20 protein-coding genes are annotated in these 24,548 nt (G+C 66.3%); 8 read left to right on the forward strand and 12 right to left on the reverse strand.

Going from position 1 to position 24,548, the window contains the following annotated elements:
- Positions 1–5: 5 nt before the first annotated feature.
- Together BN973_RS14940 and BN973_RS14945 are read right to left on the reverse strand one after the other, a co-directional pair.
- Positions 6–824, reverse strand: a complete 819-nt coding sequence (locus tag BN973_RS14940; protein WP_036469013.1) for a sugar phosphate isomerase/epimerase family protein — start codon at positions 822–824, stop codon at positions 6–8.
- Positions 821–1,393 (reverse strand): SecDF P1 head subdomain-containing protein, encoded by a 573-nt coding sequence (locus BN973_RS14945; protein ID WP_036469014.1) that lies wholly within the window; start codon positions 1,391–1,393, stop codon positions 821–823. Before BN973_RS14945 ends, BN973_RS14940 begins: the two co-directional genes overlap by 4 nt.
- Positions 1,394–1,573: 180 nt before the next feature.
- Here BN973_RS14945 and BN973_RS14950 point away from each other — a divergent pair, with 180 nt between their 5' ends.
- From BN973_RS14950 to BN973_RS14980, 7 genes are all read left to right on the forward strand, one after another.
- Complete coding sequence (locus BN973_RS14950) at positions 1,574–2,281, forward strand: TetR/AcrR family transcriptional regulator (protein ID WP_036472467.1); 708 nt, start codon at positions 1,574–1,576, stop codon at positions 2,279–2,281.
- A gap of 259 nt (positions 2,282–2,540) precedes the next feature.
- Positions 2,541–3,743, forward strand: a complete 1,203-nt coding sequence (locus BN973_RS14955; RefSeq protein WP_036469016.1) for a cytochrome P450 — start codon at positions 2,541–2,543, stop codon at positions 3,741–3,743.
- Positions 3,743–4,579: a mycofactocin-coupled SDR family oxidoreductase gene (locus BN973_RS14960; RefSeq protein WP_036469017.1), complete on the forward strand. Its 837-nt coding sequence runs from the start codon at positions 3,743–3,745 to the stop codon at positions 4,577–4,579. Before BN973_RS14955 ends, BN973_RS14960 begins: the two co-directional genes overlap by 1 nt.
- Positions 4,580–4,612: 33 nt before the next feature.
- Positions 4,613–5,581, forward strand: coding sequence for an enoyl-CoA hydratase/isomerase family protein (locus BN973_RS14965; protein WP_036469019.1), 969 nt, complete (start codon positions 4,613–4,615; stop codon positions 5,579–5,581).
- Between the two features lie 14 nt (positions 5,582–5,595).
- Positions 5,596–7,944, forward strand: coding sequence for a CaiB/BaiF CoA-transferase family protein (locus BN973_RS14970; RefSeq protein ID WP_036469021.1), 2,349 nt, complete (start codon positions 5,596–5,598; stop codon positions 7,942–7,944).
- Entirely contained in the window at positions 7,941–8,705 is a 765-nt protein-coding gene (locus tag BN973_RS14975) for an SDR family NAD(P)-dependent oxidoreductase (protein ID WP_036469022.1), read from the forward strand. The genes BN973_RS14970 and BN973_RS14975 overlap by 4 nt, the downstream gene beginning before the upstream one ends.
- 4 nt (positions 8,706–8,709) lie before the next feature.
- The gene (locus BN973_RS14980; protein WP_036469024.1) at positions 8,710–9,999 is read left to right on the forward strand and encodes a hypothetical protein; all 1,290 of its coding nucleotides are present in this window, start codon (positions 8,710–8,712) and stop codon (positions 9,997–9,999) included.
- Here BN973_RS14980 and BN973_RS14985 read toward each other — a convergent pair.
- The 10 genes from BN973_RS14985 to BN973_RS15030 all read right to left on the reverse strand — a co-directional run bounded on the left by BN973_RS14985 (position 9,996) and on the right by BN973_RS15030 (position 23,066).
- On the reverse strand, positions 9,996–11,357 hold the full coding sequence (locus BN973_RS14985; RefSeq protein ID WP_036469025.1) for an HNH endonuclease signature motif containing protein: 1,362 nt from the start codon (positions 11,355–11,357) through the stop codon (positions 9,996–9,998). The genes BN973_RS14980 and BN973_RS14985 overlap by 4 nt on opposite strands.
- Before the next feature lie 115 nt (positions 11,358–11,472).
- The gene (locus BN973_RS14990; protein ID WP_036469027.1) at positions 11,473–12,588 is read right to left on the reverse strand and encodes a M24 family metallopeptidase; all 1,116 of its coding nucleotides are present in this window, start codon (positions 12,586–12,588) and stop codon (positions 11,473–11,475) included.
- A complete protein-coding gene (locus BN973_RS14995; RefSeq protein ID WP_036469028.1) occupies positions 12,578–13,810 on the reverse strand; it encodes a M24 family metallopeptidase in 1,233 nt (410 codons plus the stop codon). The genes BN973_RS14990 and BN973_RS14995 overlap by 11 nt, the downstream gene beginning before the upstream one ends.
- A complete protein-coding gene (locus BN973_RS15000) occupies positions 13,807–14,979 on the reverse strand; it encodes an amidohydrolase family protein (RefSeq protein WP_036472468.1) in 1,173 nt (390 codons plus the stop codon). The genes BN973_RS14995 and BN973_RS15000 overlap by 4 nt, the downstream gene beginning before the upstream one ends.
- Before the next feature lie 19 nt (positions 14,980–14,998).
- Positions 14,999–18,496, reverse strand: coding sequence for a carboxylic acid reductase (car, locus tag BN973_RS15005; RefSeq protein ID WP_051641274.1), 3,498 nt, complete (start codon positions 18,494–18,496; stop codon positions 14,999–15,001).
- A 21-nt stretch (positions 18,497–18,517) separates the two neighbouring features.
- Entirely contained in the window at positions 18,518–19,465 is a 948-nt protein-coding gene (locus tag BN973_RS15010) for an SDR family oxidoreductase (RefSeq protein ID WP_036469030.1), read from the reverse strand.
- Positions 19,459–20,688 (reverse strand): cytochrome P450, encoded by a 1,230-nt coding sequence (locus tag BN973_RS15015; RefSeq protein WP_036469031.1) that lies wholly within the window; start codon positions 20,686–20,688, stop codon positions 19,459–19,461. Before BN973_RS15015 ends, BN973_RS15010 begins: the two co-directional genes overlap by 7 nt.
- Positions 20,685–21,392, reverse strand: coding sequence for a TetR/AcrR family transcriptional regulator (locus tag BN973_RS15020; protein ID WP_036469032.1), 708 nt, complete (start codon positions 21,390–21,392; stop codon positions 20,685–20,687). The genes BN973_RS15015 and BN973_RS15020 overlap by 4 nt, the downstream gene beginning before the upstream one ends.
- Before the next feature lie 134 nt (positions 21,393–21,526).
- Positions 21,527–22,150, reverse strand: coding sequence for a hypothetical protein (locus BN973_RS15025; RefSeq protein WP_036472470.1), 624 nt, complete (start codon positions 22,148–22,150; stop codon positions 21,527–21,529).
- 106 nt (positions 22,151–22,256) lie between these two features.
- The gene (locus BN973_RS15030; protein WP_036469034.1) at positions 22,257–23,066 is read right to left on the reverse strand and encodes a SigB/SigF/SigG family RNA polymerase sigma factor; all 810 of its coding nucleotides are present in this window, start codon (positions 23,064–23,066) and stop codon (positions 22,257–22,259) included.
- 457 nt (positions 23,067–23,523) lie between these two features.
- Between BN973_RS15030 and BN973_RS15035 the strand changes: the two genes are divergently transcribed.
- Positions 23,524–24,429 (forward strand): SDR family NAD(P)-dependent oxidoreductase, encoded by a 906-nt coding sequence (locus tag BN973_RS15035; RefSeq protein ID WP_036472471.1) that lies wholly within the window; start codon positions 23,524–23,526, stop codon positions 24,427–24,429.
- Positions 24,430–24,548 lie beyond the last annotated feature (119 nt).

Genomic DNA, 24,548 nt, shown 5'->3' on the forward strand with positions numbered 1-24,548 from the left:
TGAAGCTAGCGGCCGATTTCCGTCAATAGGCTGCGCGCCGCCTCGACGCACGGACGCACCCGATCGATCGGGCTGACCCCGGCCAGCGCCAACGACCGCCTGGGTACTTCGATTTCGAGCACGATGTCGTCGGGAAGCGCGGACAGGATGTCGACGAGCGGCAGTTCGCCCTCGCCGGGAACCATGCGCTCGAACATGGCCTCCTCCATGTAGTTTTCCAGCCGTGGCCGCAGTGTCGTGTCGTTGAGTTGGGCGTAGCCGATGTGTGCGGGGTCGACGGCCGCGAGATCGGCGGCGCCGGACCCGGAACGGACCAGATGCATGGTGTCGATCAGCAATCGAAAGTCCGGCCGGCCCACGTATTCTCGTGCGGCCAACGCGGTCGGCAGATCACCCACCGTCAGCCCGGGCACCGGCTCGACGACGGTCTGGATGCCGCGCTGGGCGGCGAGTTCGGTCAACGCGGCGAACTGGTCGAAGGTGCGGCCGAGATCGGGGTCGAGGCTGACGACGTTGATTCGGGGTACGCCGAGCTCGGCCAACACGTCGAGATCCGCACCGAATGACCCGGTTTCGGTGTCCGGCAGCACCAGAAACCCGTCGCCCAGCGAGACGGCCACGCCACGGTGCCGCATCGCGGCGAGCACGTCGGATCGCAGCGCCGGGTCGTCCTTGAGTGAAAAGGGTGCATAGCCCAGCGGCACCAACGGCGCGCTGTGCACCACGGCCGAGATGTAGCCGCAGCCAAGATCGGCGGCCAGGTCGACGAACTCTATTGGCGGAAGGCCGAATCCGTTGAGAAAGCCGATCGCGAGCTCCGTCATGCCGGGCGTCCCGCCAATTGGGCCAGCTGGGCGGCGGCCTGCGCCGTTTGGGTCGTCAGCGCGATCTGCCCCGACGTGACCTGGTTTTCGATCATCGGCGCCTCCAGCACCAGATCGTCTCGGACGAACGCGATATGGGCGTGCGGGTGTGCCGCGGTGAATGCCGCCCACGCGGTCGCCGAGGCCGGGTCCATCGTCAGAATCACTTGATAGAAGTCGGAAGTCAGCGGCTTGGGTGCGTCCACGCGGGTGAGTTCGAGTCGCGTCGTCTCCGGTCCCAATGTGTAGCGCGTGGTTCGGGCCAGGTCGCAGGTGACCAGGACGTTGGCCGGCGGTGCGGGCGCGACCGGATCCACCGCGGGGCATTTGTCGGGTGAGGTCGGCTGCGATTTCTCGACCGGCCGAACCGGCAACGGTGCGATCCTCGGCGCCGGCGCCACGGATGGGGTCGTCGACGTCGTGGCGCTCGAGGGGGTGGGTGCGGCCGGGTGCTGGGTCGTATGGCAGCCGCAGGACAGCGCGCCGAGCAGAATGGCACTGGTCAGCCGGGCGATCGCGGTAGCGGACATCAAACCCAAGCAAAGTAGGTCCGATGCCCGTTGTCGCCCAATAGGGCGGAATTCGCGCGAATCGTGATGACACCGTTGCCGCAGCGACGCGTGCTTTACGGACACTACGAACATAGAGTAAGGTCGTGCTGCACGTCAGCGGAAGTTCACTTTAGATCCTTGCCACGAAAGCCTGTGTTCATGGCTCGACACCCGTCCTCGTCGGTGCAGAGGCGAAAGCCCAATCCGGCGGAGCGCCGCCGCGACCTGTGTGATGCGGCGATCGAGCTGTTGGCCGCCGACGGGGCCAAGGGATTGAGTCATCTCAAGGTGGACCGCAAGGCCGACGTTCCCGACGGCACCACCTCGTTCTATTTCCGGACCCGCTCCGCACTGCTGCGCGCCGTCGCCGAGCGGCTGGCCGAGCTGGATCTGCAGCGGCTGCAATCCATCGCCGACAGCGCCGGCAGCACGGGCGACAACCCCACCCCGTCGTTGTTGTCGCAGGTGGTGATTCAGGCCGGCACCGAGCCGCAACTGTCGTGGACCAAGGCCCGCTACGAGCTGACGATGCAAGCGGCCCGGGACCCCGCGATGGCCGCGATTCTGCAGCAGGCCACGGACGCCTTCACGAAGCTGCACCGCGAGATCCTCGTGCAGCTGATGCCGCACGGGGCCGAATTGGAATCGGCGGTGGTCGAGGATTTGAGCAACGTCACGCTCACGTTCATCAACGGGCTGCTGATGCGCGCGGCCCACGGCGACCGGATTGTCGACACCCCCGAACAACTCGACGCGATCCTGTCGGCTATCGCCACCGGCATCCTGAAGAGTCCGCACAAGGGCGGGCTCACCGAGGCCGGCGACGGGCAAGCGGCGCGCGGCCGCCGTGCCGCCGCTTCGGGCTGACCGCGGGCACCGCCGGATCCGACGGACGACGCGCCGGGCTTCGCGCTTTTGGGTCTTGCCACAGCACCCGCTATATGGTTCTCTACGAGAATAGAGTAAGCCGACGTTCACGGGCCGTCGGTGAGCCCGCTATCAGCCGAGCCCGTGCGTTTGTCGAAGCAAACGCATTTAAGCGGAGTGTATAAATTGCCCGAACCGGATCCGGTCCCCGATCACTGTCGGGTCGGCATCCGGAAAGTGCAGCGGTAGGAGAGATTTCGTGACGACGAGCACCGAGAGCCAGGCCCGTTTCGACCCGTACGACGTCGAGCTCATCGCCGACCCTTATCCGATGTTTGCGCGGCTGCGTGAAGAGGCGCCGCTGTACTACAACTCGGAATACGACTTTTACGCGTTGAGCCGATTCGCGGACGTGAACAAGGGAATTCTCGACCACGGCACCTTCAGTTCCGCGCGGGGCGTGATCATGGAACTGATCAAGGCCAACCTCGAGATCCCATCGGGCATGTTGATCTTCGAGGACCCGCCGATCCACGACGTGCACCGCAAGCTGTTGTCCCGCATGTTCACTCCCCGCAAGATCGCCGCGCTGGAGCCGATGATCCGTGACTTCTGTGCGCAATCGCTCGATCCGCTGGTGGGATCGGGGCGGTTCGACTTCGTCACGGACCTGGGCGCGATCATGCCGATGAAGGTCATCAGCGCACTGCTCGGGATTCCCGAAGAAGATCAGGAGTACATCCGCGACCGCGGCAACGCCCAACTACGCACCGAGCCCGGCAAGCCAATGAGCGCCGCCGAGCACGGCTTGTCGGTGGGCGAGCAGTTCGAGGCCTACATCGACTGGCGCGCCGAGAACCCGTCGGACGACATTATGACCGAGTTGCTCAACGTGGAGTTCGTCGACGAGACCGGGACGACGCGCCGGCTGAGACGCGAAGAGATCCTGGTGTACCTCAACGTGGTGGCCGGAGCGGGCAACGAAACCACGACGCGGCTGATCGGGTGGGCGGGCAAAGTCCTCGCGGAGCATCCCGACCAGCGCCGCGAACTCGTCGAGAACCCCGGTCTCATCCCGCAGGCCATCGAGGAGTTGCTGCGCTTCGAGCCGCCGGCGCCGCACATGGCCCGCTATGTGACGCGCGATGTCAGCTTCTACGACCGGACGGTGCCGGAAGGCAGCGTGATGCTCATGCTGATCGGGTCCGCCTGCCGCGACGAGCGGCAGTTCGGTCCCGACGCTGGCGAATTCAACATTCATCGTCCGCCCCGGCCGCACCTCACGTTCAGCGTTGGCGCCCACTTCTGCCTGGGGTCGGCGCTGGCCCGGCTGGAAGGCCGTGTCGCCCTTGAAGAAATCCTCAAGCGCTTCCCGGAGTGGGAGCTCGATCTGGCCAACGCCACCCTGAGCCCGACGTCGTCGGTGCGTGGTTGGGAAACCCTGCCCACCGTGGTGCCCTGATGACCGGCCGGGTCGAGGGCAAGGTCGCCTTCATCAGTGGCGCCGCTCGCGGGCAGGGCCGCAGCCACGCCGTGCGCCTGGCCGAAGAGGGTGCGGACATTATCGCGATCGACGTCTGCGGGCCGATCGACAACTTGGCCTATCCGCATTCGACGCCTGAGGATCTCGCGGAGACCGCCGACCTGGTCAAGAACTTCGACCGCCGCATCGTCACCGCGCAGGTCGACGTCCGCGACTACGAGGGACTCAAAGCCGCCGTTGACAGCGGGGTGGAGCAACTCGGCCGCCTCGACATCATCGTCGCCAACGCCGGAATCGGCACCTTCGGCAACAAGCTGCACAAGATTCGCGAAGACGTCTGGCAGGACATGATCGATGTCAACCTGTCCGGCGTCTGGCACACCGTGAAAGTCGGTGTGCCGCATATCCTCGCCGGTGAACGCGGTGGTTCCATCGTGCTGACCGGTTCGGTCGGGTCACACAAGGCGATGGCCTACACCGGCCACTACATCGCCGCCAAACACGGCGTGATCGGGCTGATGCGCGCCTTCGCCGTCGAGCTGGGCCAGTACAACATCCGCGTCAACTCGGTGCACCCCAGCCAGGTCAACACGCCGATGACGATGAACGAGGTGACGTTCAAGCTGTTTCGGCCGGACCTGGAAAACCCCGGGCCGGACGACTTCGCGCCGTTCTCCCAGATGACGCACACGTTGCCGGTGCCGTGGGTGGAAGCCCGCGACATCAGCAACGCCGTCCTGTTCCTCGCTTCCGACGAATCCCGTTATGTCACAGGCGTTTCGCTGCCCGTCGACGCGGGCGCCTTGCTCAAATAACCTCAATTGGTCACAACGAAGTGGAGAAAGCTCATGCCTGAATTCGACTACGAAAAGCTCAAGAAAGAAGCCGAGCAGTACATCAAGTTCGAGAAGGACAAGAAGAACCGGATCGCCTACATCACCTTCGACCGTCCCGACGCGCAGAACGCCACCAGCCTGGGCATGCGGCAGAACTACGCCGACCTGATCCACAAGTGCAATGTCGACGACGAAGTCAAGGTCGTCGTGATCCGCGGTGAGGGACAGGATTTCGGTAGCGGTGGGGACCTGCCCGAGCAGCGCCCGATGCTGGAGAACCCCGGCTTGCCGCTGCACCACGAGCTCGCGATCAACGATGACGACGTCAAATACCCCCCGGGCGGGTCGTACCGGTACCTGTCCACCGTCACCGACTTCTACGCCAAGGCACGTGCCGGTAACCGTCCGCTGCAGGAGCTCCGCAAGATCAGCATCATCGAGGCCAAGGGCTACTGCTACGGCTGGCACTTCTACCAGGCCGGCGACGCTGACCTGGTGATCTCATCCGACGACGCCCTGTTCGGACATCCGGCGTTCCGCTACGTGGGCTGGGGGCCACGGCTGTGGTGGTGGGCCGAGACGATGGGTCTGCGCAAGTTCTCCGAAATGCTGTTCACCGGACGGCCGTTCAGCGCCAAGGAGATGTACGACTGCGGCTTCGTTAACAGCGTGGTGCCTCGGGAGAAGCTGGAGGAAGAGACCCTCAAGTACGCGCTGGCCTGCTCGCGGTCCCGTCCGACCGACACGGTCGCCGTGCAGAAGACCTTCCTCGAGCTCTACAAGCAGCACAAGGGTGAGTACTTCGGAAGCCTGCTCACCGGCATGGTCGAGGGCATGCTGCCGATGATCAAAAACGACGCGGAAGAGGTCGACCTCACCGAGGGCACCTTCAACAAGGGCTTGAACAACGTGGTGAAGGACAACGACATGAACTTCCCGCCGGAGTGGCGCCTGAGCCGCTCCGGGCGCGCGAAGCCCTGACCGGCTGAGCGCGCATGTCGGCGCTGCCGGGTTTCAGAGTCGTCGAGCTGGCGGAGTCGGTCGCAGGGGAGTACTGCGGAAAACTGTTGGCCGACTTCGGCGCCGAGGTAATCAAGGTCGAGGCGCCCGGGTGTGGCAGTTCCACCCGGGCGTTTTCTCCCATCGTGGGCGATGCCGCGGGGACCGACGGCAGCGTCGTGTTCGCCTACCTCAACACCAACAAGCACTCCGTCGAGCTCGATTCCCGTGACCCGCGGCTGCACCGGGTGATCGGCACCGCCGACGCGGTGATCGACGACGGCGCCACCAGCTGGGCGGATCAGCACCCGAACGTGGTGTTCTGCTCGATCACCCCGTTCGGCCAGAATGCCGCCGCCGAATACGCAAACGCGAAGAGCATCAACGTCTTCCATGCCAGCGGATGGGGATACCACACCCCCAGTCATCCCGACGCGACCAAGCCGCCGTTGCAGGGGCCGGGCCGGTTCCTGGCGGACTACGAAGCCGGACTGGAAGCCGCGCTGTGCGTGGCGGCCAGCCTGTTCGGGCGGCTGCACACCGGCCGGGGTGAGGCCATCGACATTTCCCAGCAAGCCGTGCTGGTCTCGCGCGCCGATTGCATTCTGGGGCGGCTGATCACCGGCGAAGTGCCCGCGCTGGGCACTCGCGACGACTACGACCAGCAGGGCCCGGCGTCGTTCTTCGCCTGCGCCGATGGCTTCGTCTACCTGTACATGACCAGCCGGGCGCACTGGCTCGGTGTCAAAGAGCTGATGGGCCGCCCGGTTTGGCTCGACGACTTCGACGACGACTGGCTCGAGTTCTCGGTCACGGCGGAGAAGGTCACCGCGTTCCAGCAGGGCTTCGCGGCATGGGTCCGCGGCTTGGGCAAGGAGGCGGCGGCCGACCAAGCGCAGCGCCTGGGCGTGCCGCTGGTTCCGGTCAACGACGCCGCGGACCTGCACGATTCGCCGCAGTACCGGCACCGCGGTTTCTTTCAGAACGTCCGCCATCCGGTGCTGGGCGACGCGGCATACCCCACGGTGCCGTACCTGCTCGGGGCATCCCCGGCCGAAATCACCTCCACCGCACCGACTCTCGGCCAGCACACCGCAGCGATCCTCGACGGGCTCGATTCGACACGCACACCGCCCGCGGTGCGAGCAGCACAGCTCAAGCTGCCGAAGACCCCGCGCGGTGGGCCGCTGGAAGGGGTGCGAGTCGTCGAGCTCACCAAGGTGTGGGCAGGCCCGTACGCCGGCAAGCTGCTGGCCATGCTGGGCGCCGAGGTGATCAAGGTCGAGACGGCGGCGCTGCCCGAGGAGATGCGCGCCTACGGCGGCACCGACATCAACCATGCGCCGTTCTTTCTGAGCATCAATCCCGAGATCCTCAGCGTGGACCTCGATATCAAGTCCGCACCAGGCATGGCGCAGCTGCGCGAGCTGATCGCGCGCAGCGACATCGTCATCAACAACCTGCGCCCGGGCGCGATGGAACGGCAGGGCTTGGGCTATCAGCAGCTCACCGAGATCAAACCGGACATCATCTCGGTGTCGATCAAAATGTGGGGCAACGACGGGCCACTGGGTCACCAGACCGGGTACGCGCCCTGCTTCGCCGCGTTGGCCGGACTCGCGCCGTTGGTCGGGTATCCGGGTGGGCCCCCGCTGGGAACCAGCATGCGGTACGGCGATTCGACGGTCGGTGCCGCGGCCGCATATGCCGCCGTGGTCGCGCTGCTGCACCGCGAGCTCACTGGCACGGGGCAATTCGTCGACATCTCGGCCGTGGAAACCCTGTCCTCGATGATCGGCGACTGCCTGCTCGAACAAAGCCTGACCGGACGCCGCCTCGGCCCCGACGGCAACAACCACCCCGACATGTGTCCGCACGGGTGCTTTCCCTGCGCGGACGGCTCTTGGGTCAGCGTGGCCGTCGCCGACGACGACCAATGGCGCCGGCTGTGCGACACGCTGGGTGCCCCCGCGCTGGCCGACGATCCTCGCTACGCCGCCTTCGACGAACGTCGCACCCACGTCGAGGCACTCGACGCCGACCTCGCGGAGCTGACCCGCCACCTCGATGCCGAGGACCTGGCGCATCGGCTGCGCGCGGCGGGAGTGCCCGCCACCAAGAGCGCGACCGCAATCGACGTGATCGGCGATCAGCGACTCTGGGATCGCGAGCTGTATCGCTTCGTCTCCGATCACCGCGAAGGCCAGCGCCCGGTGCTGGGACCGGCGTGGCGGATGACGCGCGGGCCGGCGCGCATCGAGCGGGGCGCGCCCGACCTGGGCGAGGACACCGACTATGTTCTGCACGAAATACTGGCCGCATCACCGACGTTGGGCGGGTCATGACGGGGACTCTGAGGAAGACCGTGGCACTGGTGACCGGTGCCAGCAGTGGAATCGGCGCGGCAACGGCCAAAGCGCTGGCCGCCGAGGGCGCCGCCGTCGCCCTGCTGGCGCGTCGGGCCGAACGTCTGGCCGAGCTGAAGACCGACATCGAATCCGCCGGAGGCACAGCGCTGGTCGTGCCCGCCGATGTCACCGATGCCGAGCAGGTGGCCGCCGCCGTGCAGCGGGCGATCGCGGAGTTGGGGCGGCTGGACATCCTGGTGAACAATGCCGGCCTGATGCAGTCGGCGCCCGCGACCGAGGCGCCGCTGCGCGACTGGGACCAGATGGTGTCCGTCAACGTGCAGGGCGTCCTCTACGCCACCAAGGCGGCACTGCCTCATTTGATCGAGGCGGCGGCCGACGCGCCCCGCGGGGTCGCGGACCTGGTCACGGTCAGTTCCACCGCCGGCTGGGTGGCCCGGCCGAACACCGCGGTCTATTCGTTGACCAAGTTCGGCGTCAACGCATTCAGCGAGGGACTGCGCCAAGAGGTGCTCGGCAAGCGGGTCCGGGTCGGCGTCGTGGGCCCCGGCACCGTCGACACCGAAATCTTCAGCCATCTGGCCGCCAATTCGCGGGAGGCGTTCGAACGCCAAACTGCCGGCATGGTCAAGATGCGGCCCGAGGACATCGCGGACGCGGTGCTGTTCATGGTGACCCGCGACCGCCGGGTGGCGGTCAACCACATGCTGGTGCGCGCGGCCGAGCAGACCTGGTAACCGCGTGAATTCGCAGTGGGTCGTCGGTGACCAGTCCGGGCTGACGATTCCCGCCGACCCCGCGGCGTTGCGCGCCGGCGGGACCCGGTTTCTCACCGATGCGTTCCGGGCCTGCGGGGTGCTCAACGACGGCGATGCGGTCAGCCGGATAACGGAGTTTACCGAGACACCGGGCGGCAGCACCGGACGCAAAGTCAGGTTGTCGGTCGAATATGCCACGGCAGCAACGGGTCTGCACACCGACCTGTTCGTCAAGTTCTCCCGCGATTTCGACAATCCGATTCGCGATCGGGGCAAGACGCAGATGGAGGCGGAGGTGCGATTCGCCTCGCTGTCGCGGGCCCCCGGCTTTCCGATCGCGGTACCCGGTGCGCTGTTCGGCGACTATCACCGTTCAAGTGGAACCGGAATACTGATCACCGAGCGAATCCGATTCGGCGACAACGGAATCGAACCCCAGTATCACAAGTGCCTGGACTACGAAATGCCCGAGCCGCTCGAGCACTACCGGGCGCTGCTCACCGCGCTGGCCCGGCTGGCCGGAACCCATCGTTCGGGGCGCCTTGCGGCCGAGGGCTTTCCGCTGGACGTGCGGGCCGCGACGGTGGGAGAGCGGGCGCCGCTGTCCGTCGACAAACTGGAACGACGGCTGAACCAGCTGGCCGAATTCGCCGACACCCATCCCGGACTGCTGCCGGTGAGTGTGCGATCGCCGGACTTCCTGGCGCGGCTGCGTGTCGACGTGCCCCGCCTCGCGCACCACGAGCACGTTCTTCTGGGCCAATTGGCCGACGACGCCGACTATGTCGCGCTGTGCCATTGGAACGCCAACATCGACAATGCCTGGTTTTGGCGAGACGCCGACGGCGTGCTGCGCTGCGGCCTGATGGACTGGGGATGCGTCAGCCAGATGAACCTGGGCATGGCCATCTGGGGCGCGATGTCCGCCGCCGAAACCGAGCTGTGGGACGTCCATCTCGACGAACTGGTGGAGCTGTTCGTCGGCGAAGTCCATCGCAGCGGTGGCCCGCGGCTCGATGCGACCCGGTTGCGCCGGCATACCCTGCTGTATGCCGCAGCGATGGGCGTGGCCTGGCTGCTGGACGTGCCGGCGTTGATACGCAGGAAGTTTGGCGTAGATGGGCCCAGGACCCGCAAGGACCCGCGCATCCGGGCAGACGAAGGCGTGCGGGCGCCGCTGCAGATGCTGTGCAACCTGCTGAGCGCGTGGCAGCGATATCGGGTGGGGGATCTACTCGATGCTGCCCTGGCCGAGGATGGCCGGGTCGCCTAGGGCACGTCGTCGTCTCGGTCCTGGAGCAACTTCTCCGGATGGTGAAAGGTATTGACGCGTGGTTGGCCGCGATCCAAGTGCGGGGGCGGGAGCCATTCGGTTTCGCCCCTGCTGTTCTTGCGGGTCGTCCAACCGCCGGGTCGCAGCATGCGGTGCTGGGCGCCACATGCGAAGGTCAAGTCGTCGACATCGGTGGTGTGGCACGTGGCCCACTCGGTGACGTGGTGGACTTCGGAGTAGTAACCGGGCACGGTGCAGCCCGGGGCGGTGCAGCCGCGCTCCTTGGCGTACAGGACTAGTCGCTGCGCCGGTGACGCCAGCCGTTTCGTGCTGTACAGAGCCAGGGCTTTGCCCTTGTCGAAGATCGCCAAATAGTGCCGGGCGTGGCGGGTCAACCGGATCACGTCGCTCATCGGCAAAATGGTGCCCCCGCCCGTCAAGCCGCGACCGGCGGCGGCCTCTAGCTCGGCGAGGCTAGTGGTCACGATGATCGAGGCCGGTAGGCCGTTGTGCTGGCCCAACTTCCCGGATGCCAGCAAGGAGCGCATCCCGGCCAGCAGGCCATCATGGTTACGTTGGGCCGCCGAACGGTGATCACCGCCGATCGCCTGCTGACTCGGTGTGCCATCCACACAAGGGTTTTCGTCGTCCGGGTTGCACATACCCGGGGCGGCCAATTTGGCCAGCACCGCCTCGACGGTTGCGCGAGCCTCAGGCGTCAACATGCCGCGTAGTTCCGACATACCGTCTGCGTGTTGCTTTCCCAGGTTGATGCCGCGGCGCCGCGCGCGATCCTGATCGGTGTAAATCCCGTCGGGATTGAGGCAGTCGGCCAGGATGGCGGCCAAATCGGCGACTTGCTCGGGCCGGTATTTGGTGCCTTCGGCGGCCAATTTCGCTTCCACCTGTTCACGCGTAGCGCCGTCGATCCAGCCGGGCAATTGGTGGTAGAACTTGCGGATCGCCGCCACCTGACCCGGACCGAGCTCGCCGGCGCGCTGTGCCGCCGCGGTGGCCGGCAACATCGGCGGCAGCGGTTCGCCGGTCAACCCGCGCCGCGGCCCCAAGTCGGCGGCTTCGCGAATGCGCCGAGACGCTTCGGAACGACTGATCAAGGTTGCCTCGGCAATCGCATGCGACAGTTTGCCGCCGATCTCTTGAGGCGTGGCCTGCCGGACGAGGTTGTTGACGAACTGGTGCTCGACGGCCGGCAGCCGGCGGCGCACCTTCTCGCAACGCTCGAGCATCGCCAGCTGCTCGTGGGTGGTCAACGCGTCGTAGTCGTGTGCGACAAGTTCGTCGAAGGCAGCGTCAATGGTGTCGAAAGCCGCTGACAATGCCTCGCGATCCGTACTCACACCCCGAACTTATCGGCGACCACCGACAAAAACGGCCTGCTTGTGACAGCTGAATCTAAAGTGACACAAGGGATTACGAATCAGCTATGAGCCGCCACCGCCGAGGAAGGCCGCATCAGCTACCGCTCCACGACGGGCTGGTGGTCAACACGTCGACGCCGTCCTCGGTGATGTGGACGGTGTCCCTGCGGAACACCGCGCCGATTCCCTGCTGCCAGACGTAGCCGGTGATCGCCAGCACCATGCCGGCGTCGAGCCGGTCGTCCTCGCCCGCGGCCACCAGCGTTTCGGACACCACCGGCGGGTCGAAGCCCAGCCCCAGACCGTGCGCGATCGGCATCGGCGGTATCGGCTCACCGGCGGCCTGGTACGCGGCAAGCAGATCGCGGATCGATGCGCCCGGACGACAGGCGGCAACCATCTTGTCGTACAACGTATTCGAGCGCCCGAACAGTCCCCGCGCCTCGGCACCATCGCCAACCGGCCAGGTTCGGCCCACCTCCGCGACATAGCCATTGGCCAGCGCCCCGGCGGCGAACGCGACGAGGTCACCCGGCCGGGCCTCGGCCGCACCGCGGTGCCACGGCCGTTCCCGCGAGGTCACCCACGCGGCGTCCTGGGTGGCCGGCGTGCTCACCCCGCCCGCGGCCATCGCCTCCATCATGACCCCGGCCAGCGTCTGCTCCGACACGCCCGGCGCCAATTCGGTTAGGGCAGTGGCGAGTCCGTGCTCGGCGATGCGCACTGCGCTGTCCATCGCCGCGATCTCGTCGGGCGTCTTGATCCGCCGCGCCGCGCGCATCGCCGGTTCGGCGTCGACGAGTTCGGCATTCGGAAACGCCTCGGGCAGCAATGCGGCGAAAGTCGGTGTGATCGCGTCGGTTCCGACGCGGCGCGCGGCCTCGGCGCCGTCGACCTTCTTGAGCACGTCGATCAGCGTCATCGGGTTCCAGGCCAGCCCGTAGAGGTGATCGTGGTCGATCTCCTCCGGGACGCCCTCGTCGTCGGTGCTGTTGAGGTAGATGTCGCCGGTGGCGCGCACCAGCACGCACATCGGACCGAACGGCCGCGTCCCGGCGATCCAGAGCTGCGGCGCGCCAGTCACATAACGAATGTTGGCTTGACGGCCCAGCACCAGGATGTCCAGGCGGTGTTCGTCCATTTGGGCGAGCGCGCGTTCCCGGCGCCCGGATCGCAGTGCCCGGGTGTCGGGCAGAACCTCAGTCGCCATAAGGCGCATAGGGGTAGTCGGTAATCGGCGCGTAGCCGTCCTCGGTGATCACCACGATCTCCTCACTGCGATAACCTCCGGTTCCGTCCTCCCACATCACGGGTTCCAGCACCAGAACCATGCCGGGCGGAAAGACGAAGTTGTCGTCGAACTCCTCACCGAGATCGGTTCCGATCATCGGCGCTTCGGCGGGGTAGGTGCCGATACCGTGCCCCAGATAGAAATGCGGCAGCCACGGTTTGCGCCCACCATTGGCGGCGATCGCCGCCCGCGCCAAATCTCCTGATGTGGCACCGGCTTTGGTCACCGCGAGGACGGCGTCCAGGACGGTTCGCCATTGCCGGAACTGATCCCGCTGTTTGTCAGTGGGCTGCCGGCCGACGACCCAGGTTCGGCCGAAGTCGGAGCAGTAGCCGTGGTAGGTGATGCTGATGTCGGTCCACAGCACGTCGCCGGCGGCCAGTTGGCGATCGGTCGGCAGCAGCGGCAGCGCCAGATCCCCGTGCGTCGTCCACACGCCGGCTTCCCGTGAGCTCGGCATCACCTGCCAGATCGCTTCGAGCATGTTGGTGGTGGCCCCGAGTTCGAACGCGCGGCGCACGAAGGTGGCCGAAAGGTCGATCTGCCGGACCCCGGGCATCAGGGCCTGCTGCACGTCGACGATGGCCTGCTCGGTGATGCGGGCCGCCCGGCGCAGACAGGACAGCTCGTCGCGGGTCTTGACCAGTTGCGCGGCGCCGAGCACGATCGCGGCGTCTGTCGGCGGGCCCGCGGGGAAGAGCTTGGGTGCCGCCCGGCGCATCGCCCCGGTGAGCTCGTCGACGGCGATACTCGCTCCAGGCGGGACCAGGCCGGCCAGCTGCCGCGCGAAATCCTCTACGCCGTGGTCGAATTCGAGGTAGGCAGGGCCGTGCAGATGATCGTCGGGCACCGGTGCATCCGCGGCGGCTCCGCTGCGCAACGGCATGAACAGGTGCGGATGCACATCATCGGCGAGCACCACCGCAACCGGGCGTTCCGCATGCGAGAGGCCCGCGTCCAGCAGCGGCCAACTGGCCCCCGTCGCGTAGCCGACATAGCCGTTCATCAGTAGGATCAGCGCGTCGACGCCGTGCTCGGCCATCGCCGAGCGCAACCGCGCCCCGACCTCGGTGCGCATCCGGGCCCAGTCCGGCTCGTCGGGGATGTCGAGGACCGTGCCGCGGCCAGCAATAGCAGTCATGCCGAGATCCCCAGGAATTTCTTGATGTTGCCGCCGACCACCCGCACTGCGTCCTCGGGGCCGACGGCGTCGACCACCGCGGCCAGTGACCGTTCCGAATAACCGAATGTGCTTTCGTTGTGCGGGTAGTCGGACGACCACATCACCTTGTCGATGCCGATTTCGTCGATCTGTCTCAGGCCCAGGCCGTCAACCATGAACGAGGCGCACATGTGGGTGTCCCAGTAGTAGCGGATGTCGTGCTCGGGAAGGTGGGCCAGCATGTGCTGATAGGAGGCCAGGACGTGTTCGGCGTCTTGTAGAGCTGTTGGCACCCAGGCTATTCCGCCCTCGAACCAGCCGACCCGAAGCCGCCGGTGCCGGTCCAGGATGCCGCCGAAGATGTACTTGGAGAACATCTCTCGAAACGAGTCGATGTTGACCATCATCGCCACCGCGACGCTGTTGACCTCGCTCGGGAACTTCGGCTGGCTTTCCCCGATGTGGTGGGTGATGGGCAGGCCGGCCTCTTCGATCTCGTCCCAGACCGCGCTCATCGCGGTGCTGGAATAGTCGATGGGCTGACCGTTGACGTCGTTGCCCGGGCTGATCGGCATCAGAAACGTCCTGAGCCCCAGCGATTTCAGTTCGGCCAGCGTGCGCCGGGCGCCGCGCGGATCCCACCAGTTGATCAGACCGACGCCGTAACAATGGCCATCTGAGCGCTCCTGAACGCCGGCAATGTGTTCGTTGTAGACGCGGAAGATGCGCTCACGAATGGCGTGGTCGGGGTGGTGGAACAGCGCCAGCACCGCGTTGGGGAAGGCCAGTTCCTTGTCGACGCCGTCCTCGGCAAGCTCACGAATTCTCGCTTCGACGTTGTTGGTGGCCGCGCCGGCCAGATCGTCGTATTGCATCAGCACCGCGCTGAAATCGCCGACCACCATGGACTGTCCGGGCCGGCCCAGCAGGTACGCGCCGTCCTCGTACCAGATCCGCGGCGCCTGATCCTTGAGGTCGTCCGGAAAGCACTCGTAGAAAATGTCGTCGGCCACCGAGATGTGGTTGTCGGCGGAGAACACCTCGGTGCCGGGCGGCAGGCCGGTGTTGAATTCCGCGGCGCGACCGTGACGGTGCTTGGGCGCGCCGATCACGCCGTCGGGGTACAGGGTGTGGGCTGGGCTGGACATCATCGTCCCTTCGTTGCGATCACCTGCTGAGCACGCCGAGGTGTTCCAGGTCGGCGAGGTACTTCTCGATCAGTTGCTGCGAGACATGCGGGATCGCGCGACCCGAGTGTTCGACCGCGGACTGGAATTGCGCGCCGGGTACCGGGGAGCCGGCGATTGCGAGCATGGGTTCACGGTAGACGCCCAGCACCGCCAGGACCGACTGGGCACGCTGCCGCTCGGGCAGTGCCGCCATCGCCGTCTCGAAGCGGCTCAGCCAGCTCGAGTAATCGTCGATCTTTTCGACCGGATATCCCGCGGCGATGATCCAATCGACGAACGTGTCCATCGAGATGCCGTCGTCGTGCGGGTTGGTGGTGTTGTACGTGGCAAAGCTGGTGCCGTGCCGTGGTCCGATCGCGGCGATCGCCTCGGCCAGGAAGTCGACCGGCAGGCCCTCGTAGTGCGGCTCGGCGTCACCGTCGTGGTAGAACGACCGCGGGGCGACACCGGTGGCCACCAGGCTGAACAGCAGCCGGGTGAAGATGTCCGGCACGTTGAGCTGCCCCGCGTAGCGGCTGTCGGCCAGGATCATGCCCGGCCGGAACACCGCCACGGGCAGGCCGCACAGATCGTGCGCCTCGCGCATCAACACCTCGCCGGCCCACTTGCTGATCCCGTACCCGTTGGCGTAGCCGTCGCCGACGACACAGGCCGGAACCGAGCGCCGGATGTCGGTGTCTTCGTCCACGATCTGATGGGCCACGGCACTGACGCCCAGCGTGGAGATGTAGTGGATCGGTTTGAGCCTCGCGGTGATGGCCAGCCGGATCACCTCGGCGGTACCGACGACGTTGGGGCCGAACAACTGCTGGTAGGGCAGCACGTGGTTGACGTGGGCGGCCGGGTGCACGATCAGATCGACGGTCTCGGTCAGCCGCTGCCACGTCGCGTCGTCGAGCCCGAAGCCGGGTTCGCCGATGTCGCCGGCCACCACCTCCAGGTGACCGTCGGCCAGGGCCCGGAACCGATCCAGCAGCTTGGGGTCGGAGTCCAACGCCGCCTCGATGCGCTGGCGGGCGTGCGCGGCATCGGCGCCGCGCGTCAGGCACACCAGGGTGCCGCCCGAATCGGCCAGTCGCTGCAGCCATTCCAGACCGAGGAACCGCCCCAGGAAGCCGGTCGCGCCGGTCAGCAAGACGGTGCGGATCTCGCTGGTGGGAGCCGGCAACCGCATCGAGGCCTTGACGATGTCGTCGTCGATGAACTTGTCCAGGCGCAGGTCGGCGGCCGACACCTCATGGGCGGCCTTGCCGTGCACGGATGCGTAGCTGGGCCGCACGACGTCGGAATTACGGTGGCTTTCAATGTGATCGGCGATGCGGAGCAGATCCCCGGTCGGGTCGATCACCACGCCCACCGGTACTTCGACACCGTAGATGTCGGCCAGCAGCGTCGAGAAGGTCAGCGCCGACAGCGAATCGCCGCCGAGATCGATGAATCTGGCCTCGGGGGAGACGTCGGCCGCCGGCACGCCCAGGGTTGCCGCAACGGCCTTGCTGATGGTCGCCAGCACCGGCTGGTCGGCGCCACCGGTGCGCAATGCGCGCAGCTGCTGGAGCTGCTCGTCGGCCATGGCCACGTAGAGCTGCTCCAGCCGCTCACCGTATCGGGCTTTGAGCTTGGGCCGCAGGAATTTTCCGACGCCGGACAGCAGGCCGTTGGCCAAGCTGAACGGTTCGGTCTCGATCAGGAAGTCGCGGGGGATTTCGTAGCCGTTGAGCGCGTTGTCGCGCGCGATCTGCCGCAGCGAGTCGGCGATCGCCGACGTGCCGACCCCGGCATCGATGGGCACGATCACCGCGAGCAAGAAGGACCGTTCGCTGTTGCCGTAGATGTAGATCTGGTGAATCAACGGGCTGGTCGAGTACAACGCCTCCAGCCGTGACACGGCCACGAATTCGCCCTGCGCCAGCTTGATGACGTTGTTGCGGCGGTCGACGTAGCGCAACCGATCCGGTCCGACTTCGGCCATGATGTCGCCGGTCTTGTAGTAACCATCGGCGTCGAACATCGTGGCCGTCAGGTCGGGACGGTTGTAGTAGCCGGCCATGAAGCGGGCCGACTTGACCGCCAATTCCCCACGGGGATAAGGCTTGTCGGTGTTGAAGTAGCCGAGCTCGGGAACGTCGAGCAGTTTGTAGTCGATGACCGGCGGACGCAACACATGCTCGTCGGCCAAGATCATGCCGCCGGCGATTTCGGTGGACGAGTAACCGATCAGCAGGTGCTGGTCGAGCACCACCTCCATGAACTCCTTGATTTCCGGAGACAGTGCCGCCGATCCGCAACCCACGGCCAGCACGCGGCCGCCCAGAATCTGCTCGCGGATCGCGGTGGTCAATTCCTCGGCGTCCGCCTCGTCGCCGGCCAGACCGCGCCGGTCCAGCTCGCGCTGATAGTGGTGGTAGAACATTTCGCAGACCCGGGGCACCAGGCTCATCGACGTCGGTCGCACCAGCGCCAGATCCTCGAACAGCGTCGACAGGTCGCTCTTGGCGGCGAAATAGCTGGTGCCGCCGTTGGCCAGGGTCAAAATCACGTAGCCATAGCCGATCAGGTGACTCATCGGCATGTAGCTCAACGTGATCACCGGCTGATCGGACTGCGCGAGCCAGGTGCCGATGCACAGACTCTCGGTGAACATCGCGCCCTTGGGTGTTCCGGTGCTGCCGGAGGTGTAGAACACCCATGCCAGCGGATCCTCGTCGGCCGGCGCGACGTGCAGCGGCGGGGCCGGCAGCGACTTTCCATGTGCGACAACATCATCGAGTGTTTCGATAGCCAGCCCGCTACCCGAAGCGGCCAGCCGGTCGCGCGCGGCCCGGTAGCTGGCCCGCTGGTCGTCGTCGCGGGAATCGTAATCGAACACGATCAGACGCTGGGGCGCGGTGCCGGTCAGTGCAGCCTCGACCGCGATCTCGAGGTTGTCGATACCGACGGCGAAGATTCGTGGCCGGGTCTCGGTGAGGATCGGCGCGTGCTGGGTGGCCGGTGCGCTGGTCTGCAGCGGCACCACCACGGCGCCGAGGTGAATGCAGGCGCACTCGATCGCGGTGTAGTCGATGCTCGCGAAACCCAACACGCACACGAAATCGCCGGTCCGCACCGGATACTGCTGGTGATGGTGCCAGTCACCGGCGACGGCTTGGATCCGCGCCCACAGCTCGGAATAGCTGACGGTCTCGAAGCGCGGCAAAAAGGTCAGTGTCGAGCGCCCGGTCGCGGGATCCGTGACCACTTCGCGCACCCGCTGTCCCAGCGCCGGGCGGTCCGCGTAGCCCCGCAACACGGTTGCCATGACCTCGCCGATCCGCAGCCCGGGTGCGCGCGCCGCGGCGGCGATCTGCTCGTCGGGGCGCGTCGCGGCGAATTGCGCGTCCTCGGCGTAGAGGCGTTCGCGCCGGCGTGCCAAGCGTTCCCACTGGTCCTGCTGGGCGCCGGGATCCTTTACGTCAGAGCGGCCGACGAACGCCATATTGCGGTGCCTTTCCTCAAGTCAATCCGGATAGGTGACGCCGGTGAGTTCTTCGGAGAGCTGCCACAGTCGCTTCATCTCGATCTCGCTGCGCGCAAGCCGGGGCACACCGGCGAATGTGACTCCGCCGCCGGCGGTTTCGTAGAAGCCGCGCGGTCCGTAGTAGCGGCCGCCTTCGGCGTCCGGCGAAACCGAGGCGTAGAGCGTCGGTTTGATGCCCTCGTCGACGTCCAGCCACATGAACGGCAGCAGCCGCCAGGTCAACCGGGTGAGCCGCGCTTGCAGGGTCGGCTTGTCCCGGCCGTACGAGGCGCCGCTGAGCAGGTTGGTCTTGCTCAGCCCCGGGTGCGCGGCATTGGACATGATGCCCCAGCCATTTCGGGCGCTGCGCCGGTTCAGCTCGATCGCGAACATCAGCTGCGCCAGCTTGGCGACGCCGTAGCAGACCATCGGTTTGTAGCCGTGCCGGGCGTTGGGGTCGTCGAAGGTGAGTTTCGGTTGGGTGGCGGCGATACTGCTGACGGTTACGACGCGGGACGCATTCGCCGCGCGCAGCAACGGCAGCAGGTGCGCGGCGAGGGCGAAGTGGCCCAGGTGGTTGGCACCGAACTGCAACTCGAAGCCGTCACTGGTTTCCTGGCGCTGCGGCGGTGTCATGACGCCGGCGTTGTTGATCAGGAGGTCGATCGGCCGGCCTTCGGCTCTCAATTCCTCACCCAGTGCCGCAACGCTTTCCAGTGACGACAGGTCCAGCCGCTTGATGCTGAGCTTCGCGGCGGGCACCTCGCGGCGGATCTCGGCGATCGCGGCCTCACCCTTGGCGTTGTTCCGGATCGCCATCACGACGTCGGCGTCGGCGGCCGCCAGGCGCTTGGCCAAACCGAATCCCAGACCGCTGTTGGCCCCGGTGACGACTGCGAGCTTGCCGGCCAGACCCGGCACGGCCAGCGTCAGTTCCGGCTTCACCATGTCACGGGAAGCTCGTAGACGCCGTAGGCCAACGTGTCGTGCTTGAACGGGAGCTCCTCGACCGGAACGGCCAGCTGCAGGGTCGGGACCCGGCGCAGCAGGGTGGGCAGCGTGATCTGTAGCTCCATGCGGGCCAGCTGCTGTCCCACGCACTGATGGCGGCCGTAGCCGAATCCGACGTGCGGGCCCTCGTCGCGGGTCAGGTCCAGCCGGTCGGGATTGGGAAATTGCCGGTCATCCCAGTTCGCCGGCGCGACATCGAGAATGATGCCTTCGCCCGCGCGGATCGTCTCACCACCGACTTCGATGTCCTCGACGGCGATGCGGCGTTGACCGGTTTGGATGATGCTCAAATACCGCATCAGCTCCTCGACCGCGGTGGCGATCGCCTTCGGATCCTCGGTTTCGACCAGGAACTGCCGCTGATCGGGATGCTCCAGCAGAGCCGCGATGCTCAGACTGATCATGTTCGCGGTGGTTTCGTGGCCCGCGATCAACACGCCGACGGCCAGCTGGGTGGCTTCGCGCACGCTGATCTCTTCGGCGTTGACCCGCTCCGCCAGATCGGACACCAGATCCTCCGACGGGCTTTCCATCTTGGCCCGAATCAGCTTGGCAAGGTATTTCGCCAACGACGCGGCACCCTGGGCCGTGTCCTCTTCGGTCGCGTAGCGCCCGGTACCGCGTTGCGCTTGTTCCTGGAAGAAATCCGCGTCCTCGTAGGGCACGCCCAGCATTTCGCTGATGACCAGCGTCGGGACCGGCAGCGCCAGCGTGCTCACGATGTCGCCGGGCTTCGGCCCGGCCAGCAGCGCGTCGATGCGCTCGTCGACGATTTTCTGTACCGCGGGGCGCAGCCCTTCGACGCGCTTGAAGGTAAACGGTTTTGACAGCATTCGCCGGTAACGCGTGTGCTCCTCGGCATCCGAGGTGAACACCGAACGCGGCCGCTTGTGCACCGTCGCCAGCATTCCCTCGTTCCAGTGCGGATAGCCCGGCAACCGGTCGTCGACGCTGGTTCGTGAATCGGTGAACAGCGAGCGAATCGCGTCGTAGCCGTGGACCAACCACGGCGTGCTGCCGTCCCAGATCCGCACCCGGCTGAGCTGCTTGGTTGCGTTGAGCGCCAACGACTCCGGGGGAGGGGCGAACGGGCAGCCGGCGGCCCGCGTCATCGGGAAGTCCGGAATGTCGGTGGCTGCATCGGTGGCGACGTCGGTCATCGTGCTCCTCGCTTGTCTCCGGTGGTCTCCTCGCCCGCCGCATTCACATGAACCGGCGCGCGCCACAACCCGACGATCGCGTCGATCAATCCCTCGCCGGCGACCGGCCAACTCGAACGCGACCGCGGCCCGTGTTCGGCCAGTGCGCCTTCGTGCTCGGCGCAGGTGTGCATCAACAGATTTCGGACCATGACGATCCGCTCGGATCGCACTCGCTTGGGTAGGTCGGGCAGGCATCGGTTGATGCCGTCGATGGTCTGCACGAGCCTCGGCGACATCAGGGCGTCCTTGGTGACGACGTGGTGATACGTCGGGTCCGCCATCGCCTGCGCGGCGAAGCGTGCGTACCAGCTGGGTGTGCCCAGCGCGGCCAGATGATCGGTGAGTGGCCGCACCAGGGTGCTCACCCAATCCCGCAGTTCGGTCGAATCGCCGATGTCGTCCAGCATCTGGGCACGGAGTTCTTCGATCGGTTCGCGATGCTTGCTTTCGATCGCGCGCAGCAATTCGGTCCGGGTGCCGAAGTGATAGCAAGCCGCGGCGTTGTTGCCCTGGCCGGCCGCTTCGCTGATCTGCCGGTTGGACACGGCATACATTCCGCGTTCGGCGAATAACCACTCGGCGGCCGAGAGGATCGCTTCACGCGTACCCATCGACCTGTCGGTACGCGCTGTCCGCTCGGCTTTCACCGCCTCAGTGAACACCGCCCAGCGGATTAAATCAAGCCATTTATTTAATCCGCTGGGCGGCCGGCGCCCCGACGCCGTCCACGCCGTCGAACCATGGCCGGCGGCAACGGATGTGGGCCTCTATCGAGGTTATGGATGGCGACGGCGACTCAGCCGCCGAGCCCCTTCTTCACCGCAGCATCTTGCTTTTGGCCGATGTCGTTGATGAATTCCGGCGGCGGCAGCGTGTCGGGCGGGCCGTCGAATTCCAGCGTGACAAAGGCCTTGCCCTCGGTGAACAGCAATACCGCGATGCCCTTGGAGCTGTCGGGCGAGTTCCCGGATACCACTGTTCCGTCGGTGCCGATCTTGACGGCCTCGGTGTTCGGATGTTTGATCGCGCCAGCCTGCGCCGACTTCGCGGCGTTGAGCGCGTTTGTCGCGGCACCGGGGTCTGCCAGCACCTGGATGGTGTCTTTGATGGTGTGGCTGTTGTCTTGGGTGTTGAACGTGATCGTGGCGCCGGGCTGTCCATTCGGGTTGTTCGTCGGAGGCGTACCCGTGAAGGGCACCGGCGCGTCGATATCGGTCACCGGGATCAGCCAGCCGGTGTAGTCGACCGCCGGCGCGGCGGAAGTCGAGGAGGTCGGCGCGGCGGTGCTCGTACGGGTTGACGAGGCAGGCGAGCCCGATGTCGACGGCGATGGCTTCTGATTGCCGCCGCAGCCGGCCACGGTCAGCGTCAGCGCCGTTGCCGCAGCGACCCCAGCGACCACCCGTTGTGAAAGCCTCATCGCGTCGTGCTCCTTCCAGGCTGGATCCGGCGACGGGGTCGATTCCACCCCAAACGCACAGTACAAGTGCGCGTGTCGCCGGAAGCGCCCGGCACCGATTTGCGGGCTATCCCAGCTGGTCACGCAGGGATGTCAAGGTATTCGCCAGGATGCGCGAGACCTGCATCTGTGACACCCCGATTCGGTCGGCGATCTGGCTCTGGGTCATGGATTCGAAGAACCGCATGTGCAGGACCTCGCGCTCGCGCTCGGGGAGCTCGGCGATCAGGCAGCGCACCGCCTCGCGGTTGGTGATGTGGTCGATCTGGGGATCGACGGCACCCACCGCATCCGCGACGAGGCGAGCTTTGCCGGATCCGTCGGGGCCCACCGGTGCGTCGAGCGACTCCAGCTGGTATGCGTCGCCCGCGACCAGGCATTCGACGATCTCGTCGTGCGCGACCCCCAGCTCCTCCGACAGCTCACGCGCGGTCGGGGCGCGACCCAGCTTCTGGACCAAATCCGCTGTCGCCCGACTGATTTGGACGTGGAGCTCGCGCAACCGCCGTGGCACCCGCATGCCCCAGCTGTAGTCGCGGAAGTGGCGCCGAACCTCGCCCATCATGGTGGGAATCGCGAAGCCGATGAAACTGGGTCCCTTGGCGGGGTCGAACCGGTTGATGGCGTTCATCAGTCCCAGCCGCGCGACTTGGGTGAGGTCGTCGAGGCCCTCGCCGCGTCGTGCGAAGTGGCGAGCCACGTGGTCGGCCAGCGGTAGGCACCGTCGCACGATGCACTCGCGCTGGCGGCGGTATTCGTGCGATTCGACCGGCAGCATGCTCAGTATCCGGAACATATCGACGACGTCGTCGTAGGAATCGTCGTTGTGCGTACTGGTCGATCGGGCGGGCCGCGGCGGAGCGAGGACTTCGGTCATCTACTCAACCGCCCCCTCGCAGCAGGCGGTATGAAAACGTCTGTGCCCGAATGAATTTGCATTGCGGCACTTCCTTCGAAGTTGCTTGCAATGAGGTTTCGCAGGCGATTGCCCGCCGCCTCGCTGCGACCGTCCGTCGGACACGTATCGGTTGTTCGCAGTGCGCCGGGGCGCCAAAGAGGAACCGGAAAATGTTGATAGCCGGAGCCTTAACCCAGCAGCCGGGTGGCTTGCTGACCGCTTTTAGCTAAACGGCGACGTGTCCAGAACGGACTCAATGCCTGATACTACGCCCCCCGGCCATGAATGGCTCGCTGTTTCCCTTTACCGCCCGGTGAGCAACCTCCGCCCGACCCGATCAACTCCCAACGCGTACTGTTCGGCAAATGTCGGTGACCTGCGTCGCGGGGCGCATCTGTGAGCAGTATCGGGAACACGCCGGTGGGAGCTGGTGGTGATGAGCGGCCAGGGCTTACTGGCCGGGCGCGGGGCGGTGGTGTCGGGAGGAAGCCGCGGCATCGGCCGCGCGGTCGTCGAGCTGCTGGGCGAGCTCGGTGCCGGTGTGGTGGTCAACGGCCGTGACGGCGATGCCGTGGCGGACACCGTCGCGGCCGTCACCGCATCCGGAGGCCGAGCCGTCGCGGTGGTCGGTTCCGCGGACGACGAGGCCGTCGCGGCCGCGCTCGTGGACAGCTGCCGCGACACGTTCGGGCGATTCGACATCCTGATCAACTGCGCCGGGATAGCCGAACCGCCCGGCTCATCGATCCTGGAAATCACGCCCGCCGAGTTCGATCGGCTGATCAGCGCCCACGTCGGCACGGTGTTCCACACCTGCCGGGTCGCCGCGCGGGCGATGGTCGCGCAGGGCCATGGGACGATCGTCAACACCGGCTCGGTGGCCTTTCTGGGCGACTACGGCGGCACCGGCTACCCCGCGGGCAAGGGCGCCGTCAACGGCTTGACGGTGGCCATCGCCGCGGAGCTCAAAGCCACGGGCGTGCGGGCCAACGTCGTGTGTCCCGGCGCGCGGACGCGACTGTCGACCGGAGCCGAGTACGAAAGGCATATCGCGGATTTGCACCGCCGCGGATTGCTGGACGACGTGACCATGCAGGCCTCGCTGGATAGTGCCCCGCCACGTTTTGTGGCCCCGCTCTACGCGTATCTCGCGAGCGACCGGGCGCGTGACGTGACCGGCCAGATCCTGGTTGCCGCAGGCGGATTCGTCGGGCGTTTCGATCGGCCGGTGCCGTCGCTGTTGGGTTATCGCGACCACCACGACTCGGAGCCGTGGTCGATCGAGGACCTGCACACGATGATTGGCGCGGCGAAACCGCATACACACGGCAACCAGCCCTGAACCGATTCGCGCGCCCTTACGTGTCCAGGAGAGTGACGAGCCGAAGCAAGATAGCTGACCACCCACTGGCGGAACCGCGCCGGATCAGCGGGCGGATGGAACAGCGTGATCGCAGCGGC

This window comes from Mycobacterium triplex (genome assembly GCF_000689255.1).
Classification (GTDB): Bacteria; Actinomycetota; Actinomycetes; order Mycobacteriales; family Mycobacteriaceae; genus Mycobacterium; species Mycobacterium triplex.

What these genes read in the sequence shown, in the direction of transcription:
- BN973_RS14945 (WP_036469014.1), bottom strand. Translation starts at nt 1,393, where the DNA reads ATGTCCGCTACCGCGATCGCCCGGCTGACCAGTGCCATTCTGCTCGGC.
- BN973_RS14940 (WP_036469013.1), bottom strand. Translation starts at nt 824, where the DNA reads ATGACGGAGCTCGCGATCGGCTTTCTCAACGGATTCGGCCTTCCGCCA.
- BN973_RS14970 (WP_036469021.1), top strand. Translation starts at nt 5,596, where the DNA reads ATGTCGGCGCTGCCGGGTTTCAGAGTCGTCGAGCTGGCGGAGTCGGTC.
- BN973_RS14950 (WP_036472467.1), top strand. Translation starts at nt 1,574, where the DNA reads ATGGCTCGACACCCGTCCTCGTCGGTGCAGAGGCGAAAGCCCAATCCG.
- BN973_RS15030 (WP_036469034.1), bottom strand. Translation starts at nt 23,066, where the DNA reads ATGACCGAAGTCCTCGCTCCGCCGCGGCCCGCCCGATCGACCAGTACG.
- BN973_RS14995 (WP_036469028.1), bottom strand. Translation starts at nt 13,810, where the DNA reads ATGACTGCTATTGCTGGCCGCGGCACGGTCCTCGACATCCCCGACGAG.
- BN973_RS14975 (WP_036469022.1), top strand. Translation starts at nt 7,941, where the DNA reads ATGACGGGGACTCTGAGGAAGACCGTGGCACTGGTGACCGGTGCCAGC.
- BN973_RS15025 (WP_036472470.1), bottom strand. Translation starts at nt 22,150, where the DNA reads ATGAGGCTTTCACAACGGGTGGTCGCTGGGGTCGCTGCGGCAACGGCG.
- BN973_RS15035 (WP_036472471.1), top strand. Translation starts at nt 23,524, where the DNA reads ATGAGCGGCCAGGGCTTACTGGCCGGGCGCGGGGCGGTGGTGTCGGGA.
- BN973_RS15000 (WP_036472468.1), bottom strand. Translation starts at nt 14,979, where the DNA reads ATGTCCAGCCCAGCCCACACCCTGTACCCCGACGGCGTGATCGGCGCG.
- BN973_RS15010 (WP_036469030.1), bottom strand. Translation starts at nt 19,465, where the DNA reads ATGGTGAAGCCGGAACTGACGCTGGCCGTGCCGGGTCTGGCCGGCAAG.
- BN973_RS14960 (WP_036469017.1), top strand. Translation starts at nt 3,743, where the DNA reads ATGACCGGCCGGGTCGAGGGCAAGGTCGCCTTCATCAGTGGCGCCGCT.
- BN973_RS14965 (WP_036469019.1), top strand. Translation starts at nt 4,613, where the DNA reads ATGCCTGAATTCGACTACGAAAAGCTCAAGAAAGAAGCCGAGCAGTAC.
- BN973_RS15015 (WP_036469031.1), bottom strand. Translation starts at nt 20,688, where the DNA reads ATGACCGACGTCGCCACCGATGCAGCCACCGACATTCCGGACTTCCCG.
- BN973_RS14990 (WP_036469027.1), bottom strand. Translation starts at nt 12,588, where the DNA reads ATGGCGACTGAGGTTCTGCCCGACACCCGGGCACTGCGATCCGGGCGC.
- car (WP_051641274.1), bottom strand. Translation starts at nt 18,496, where the DNA reads ATGGCGTTCGTCGGCCGCTCTGACGTAAAGGATCCCGGCGCCCAGCAG.